Consider the following 4740-nt stretch of genomic DNA (forward strand, 5'->3'; position numbering starts at 1 on the left):
ATAAAAAATGAATATTAATTAACACCAAAAACAACAATTCTACGTATAAAAACTGGCTATATCCGTTATTGCTTGGAGTAAAGAGTAATGGAGGCCTAAGACCTGAACCAAACTTTCAAAAAGTAAGTGAGTTATGCTTTTAAAGTATGGTAGAGAGCAATCAAGAAATTTGATAAAAGATAGGCTTTGCAATAGATGTGAATTGGCCTGAACAGTTATTATTTACTATTTCTAATTAAAAAAAGTGATTCAGCAATAATGTACCCCTCATTCAATAGAGGTACATGAGTATAAATGAGCTCATTAAACATTACATTCAACTCATTTATTGAGCCGAATATGTGTTATATTTAGCTCACCTTGGAAAGACTCTAAGTGGAGATTAAGATGCAAGATTGGATTTGGCAAAGTGACAACTGGGTAAACTTCACATGGGAAGATGAAATCATCTTACCCAAAACCAGACAAATTCATCAAAAAATTGGAATCCTACTTGGGCAAAGTCAACATGATTTAGCCAAAGAACAATTCACTTTAGATACTCTACTTGCCAATCTTGTAGCGTCATCAGCGATTGAAAATGAGACCTTAAATGTGTATTCATTACGCTCCTCACTTGCTCGTCGTTTGGGTGTTACCCTTGAACAACCTTACCCAAGTTCAGACCGATCTGAAGACTTAACCAACATCATGCTGGATGCGCTTAATAACGTAAAGCAACTACTTACTGTTAAACGTCTTATGCAATGGCACCAATGGCTTTTTAATGACCCTGATTGGACAATGCAGCGTTTACGTATTGGTCAACTCAGAGGTTCAGAACCAATGCAGGTTGTCTCTGGTCGATTGGACTATCCGACCGTTCACTTTGAAGCACCTCCTAGAGAAGGACTAGAAGAACGTTTAGAAGCTTTTATAAATTGGTTTAATCATAGTCTAACCGATGCGTTGCTTGACCCACTACTTCGTGCAGGCATTACTCACTTATGGTTTATCACACTTCACCCTTTTGATGATGGTAACGGTCGTATTACACGTACCCTCACAGACCTTGCATTAGCACAAATGGATGAACAGAGTATACGTTTGTATGCGATGTCCCCCGTTATATTAAATAAACGCAAAAGTTATTATGAAATATTAGAACAAACCCAAAAAAATGATTCCAATATCACCAATTGGCTTGTCTGGTTTTTAGATACTTTAAATGACAGCCTTGAAACGACGCTAAAGCAAATTGATCGAACATTGTTTAAGAGCCAGTTTTGGCATAAATATTCAAACTTAGATCTTCATGAAGGACAACGCAAAGTATTGAATCGTTTATTGGATGGAGGGGAAAATGGTTTTGAACATGGTATCAGTGCCTCACAATATCAAAAGGTTGCTAAAGTCAGTAAAGCAACGGCTACTCGTCACTTATCTGACTTGCTCGGAAAAGAGTGTATAATCAAATTGGAAGGTGGTGGGCGCAATACTCGCTATCAGATCAATACTCAATTATAAATAGAGTACTTTTATTTTTTACGGTATAGTTTGCGGTAAAATCAATTTAATTCATAAATTATAAACTTAAAATTCAATTATACAACATAATAGTTCGAGTCCCGCAGGGCGCACAATCACAATAAACAAATATAGAAAAATATATTTAAAAGCCTTTGATATATAACAATTTAACCAAAACAACATGACAAAATATACAATAATAAATAAGGATACCGTTGCAAAAAATGAGGATATATCCAGTTCTATCAACTTTTGTATCCTCATTCGCTATGGCTAAACACATCCCCCCCTAACAGATTCAAAGTGTTCAAGTGCAAAACCAAAAGAGAAAGACTATTCCCTATACGATGGTCATGGGTTAAGCTTCTGTTAAATCACTGCAAATCACAGGGATGACATCATACACCTCAACATTGGCTTGTTCATGCTTGCCGCCCAGTAGCACCAGATACAACGACTTCATTTAAATATCCAAAATAAAAATTATGATTCAAAAAATTAAATTAACCGCAAGGTAAAATAATCTACAATATTTTAGGAGATTCGTGCTAAACACCAGTTATGAGAAGTAGAAATCAACGCTACAGAAAACTTATAAAAAATAGCTAATTGCCGTGTAATAGGGAAAGTAGGCCCAAAAGCAATAATAACAGGATTGCAGATAGCATTTTCCAGAATAAAACAGGGTCCCTATCTACAAATGATTTACGTGCTGGCTGCACAAACAGAGGATTAGAATAATTTAAATCATAAATAAACTCTGAGATGTCCTCATAACGCTGCTCAGGATCAGGTCGAACCGCCTTTTCCAATGCCAGATCAACCCAGATCGGAATATCTTTGCGATATTCAAAGACCGAAAAATAATACAGCTTCCTCAAGTCTTTTCTGGATTTACATTTGGCAATATTGGTCTGGTAAGGTAAATCCCCTGTCAATAAATAATAGGTCAATACGGCAAGCGAATATTGGTCTGATCGGGTTGAAACAGGTTCCAGTAAAAAATATTCAGGTGCCATATAGGCCAACGTTCCCAAGGCAGCATCCTGTGTTTCCCGTTGCATTTCGCGAATGCCTGCAACACGACAAGCCCCAAAATCAATGATTTTTACCGTTCCAAAGCGATCCAGCATAATATTTTCTGGGCGAATATCCTGATGCAACATTTCCAGTCGATGCATTGCCTGTAAACCCTTGGCAACCTGCGCAATAATTTGACGTACTTGATCCAATGCAATCGGTTGTTGCTGATCCAGCATCCATTGCTTTAAGGTCTGTCCCTCAACATAATGCATGGTATGGTAAATATAATGTCGTGGTCGGGTTTGAGGATAGGCGCTCAATACATGAGGACTATGAATCCGCTTGGCAATCCATTCCTCCAGTAAAAACTGTTCAGCCAAATATTGATCATGCTGCACCTCAGAGGCAGGCACTTTGATTACCAGCAACTGTTGCCGATCTATTTCATGTGCCAAATATAAAATACTACGGTGGCTGGTATAGATTTCCCGAAGCAGTTGATAACCATCAAATTGCGTAGGCACATTTAACGCTGGCACAAAAGCCAGTTGTGCATATTCAGGCAAAATATCCTGTGCTTCAATTTGAGGCAGTTTTTGCACTTGAATAATCTGAATGGTCAGGTTATCGGTACTGCCCTGCTGATAGGCATGTTCCACAATGTGCTGAGCAATTTGATCTAAACTGGTATTTGTTTGAGTTAAAAACTGAATGAGTTGCGCTTGGGGACAATATTCATACACCCCATCGGTCATCAAAATAAAAATATCGCCCTCATATAAGGCATAGTTTTGATAATCAATCTCTACCTTGGCATTAACCCCCAAGGCTCGGCTTAAATAGCTTTCTTGTGATGATAACCAAATCCGATGATCTGTCGTCAGTTGTTCCAATTGACCCGATTGCAGCCGATAAATTCGACTATCGCCAATATGGAACAGATGGGCAATCTGCCCTTTCAGCACCATAGCACTCAAGGTACAGACATAACCACGATCTTTATCAAAGCGATACTGGCTCTGTTGAGTCTGTGCGTATAACCAGCCATTGATTGCGGTCAGTACCCGTTCCACCGAGGTTTTGACGGTCCATGTTTCTGGCGTGGAAAAGTAGTCTGATAGCAATCCTGTAACGGCGGTTTGACTGGCAATGTGGCTGACATTGCTGCTGCTAATACCATCCGCCAAGGCAAATGCCATGCCCTTATGCTGCAATAGATAGTTTTGCGGTAAAGTTGCGGCATAAAAGTCCTGATTGAGCTTTTTACGACCTTGATGAGAATATTGCCCCAGTTCAACCTGTAATTGTTGTGTCATTTTTATCTCAGTATTGAACGGGAATCACTCCCTGATCCCCTTATGCCATTCAATAGCAAATCATTAGAAGCTACGTTTTGGTGCTGTTTTAACATGCGTGGTATAGAGCGCAAGACCTGTCAAAGCCAGACCACCCACTAAATTCCCCAATGCAACTGGAATCTCATTCCATAGGAAATAATCCATAATTGAAAAATCACCACCCATCATCATGGCAAATGGGAACAGGAACATATTCACCACAGAATGCTCAAAGCCCATGGCAAAGAACAGCATCACAGGCATCCACATGGCAATGAACTTACCACTCACCGAGGTCGAGATCATCGCACCAATCACCCCCAGTGAAACCATCCAGTTACACAGCATGCCGCGAATGAAAATTGTCATCCAGCCACCAAAGCCATATTCCTTATAGCCAATGGTTCGGTTTTCACCAATATGCGCAATTTTATTACCAATTTCATTTGGTTCAGTGGCAAATCCATAAGTATAAACAGCTGCCATCAACACAGCGACGGTTAATGCACCCGCGAAATTACCTAAAAACACCCAGCCCCAGTGTTTCAGGATTCTTGGAATGGTCACCCCTGGACGCTTGTCGATCCATGCCAATGGCGTTAATACAAAAACGCCCGTTAATAGGTCATAACCCAATAAATACAACATGCAAAATCCCACTGGGAACAACAACGCACCAATAAGTGGCACACCTGTTTGAATCCCAATCGTCACCGCAAATACAGCCGCAATCGCAAGGATTGCCCCTGCCATATAGGAACGAATCATCACATCCCGTGTTGCCATATGCAGTTTTGATTCGCCTGCATCAACAACCTTGACCGCAAACTCGGATGGCGCAATATACGACATAAACAATCCTCTATAGTTT

Annotated in this window: 3 protein-coding genes; 1 reads left to right on the forward strand and 2 read right to left on the reverse strand. The window is 39.9% G+C overall.

What is annotated here, in order from left to right:
* Nucleotides 1-387 precede the first annotated feature (387 nt).
* Entirely contained in the window at nt 388-1506 is a 1119-nt protein-coding gene (locus B4H32_RS10300; RefSeq protein WP_004681598.1) for a Fic family protein, read from the forward strand.
* 608 nt (nt 1507-2114) lie between these two features.
* On the opposite strand, the gene B4H32_RS10305 is transcribed toward B4H32_RS10300, so the two are convergent.
* Together B4H32_RS10305 and B4H32_RS10310 are read right to left on the reverse strand one after the other, a co-directional pair.
* On the reverse strand, nt 2115-3848 hold the full coding sequence (locus B4H32_RS10305; protein ID WP_004675015.1) for a bifunctional protein-serine/threonine kinase/phosphatase: 1734 nt from the start codon (nt 3846-3848) through the stop codon (nt 2115-2117).
* Between the two features lie 63 nt (nt 3849-3911).
* The gene (locus B4H32_RS10310) at nt 3912-4721 is read right to left on the reverse strand and encodes a formate/nitrite transporter family protein (protein ID WP_262450854.1); all 810 of its coding nucleotides are present in this window, start codon (nt 4719-4721) and stop codon (nt 3912-3914) included.
* Between the last annotated feature and the right edge of the window lie 19 nt (nt 4722-4740).

It is taken from the genome of Acinetobacter sp. UBA2063 (genome assembly GCF_002333245.1).
In the GTDB taxonomy this organism is placed as follows: Bacteria; Pseudomonadota; Gammaproteobacteria; order Pseudomonadales; family Moraxellaceae; genus Acinetobacter; species Acinetobacter parvus.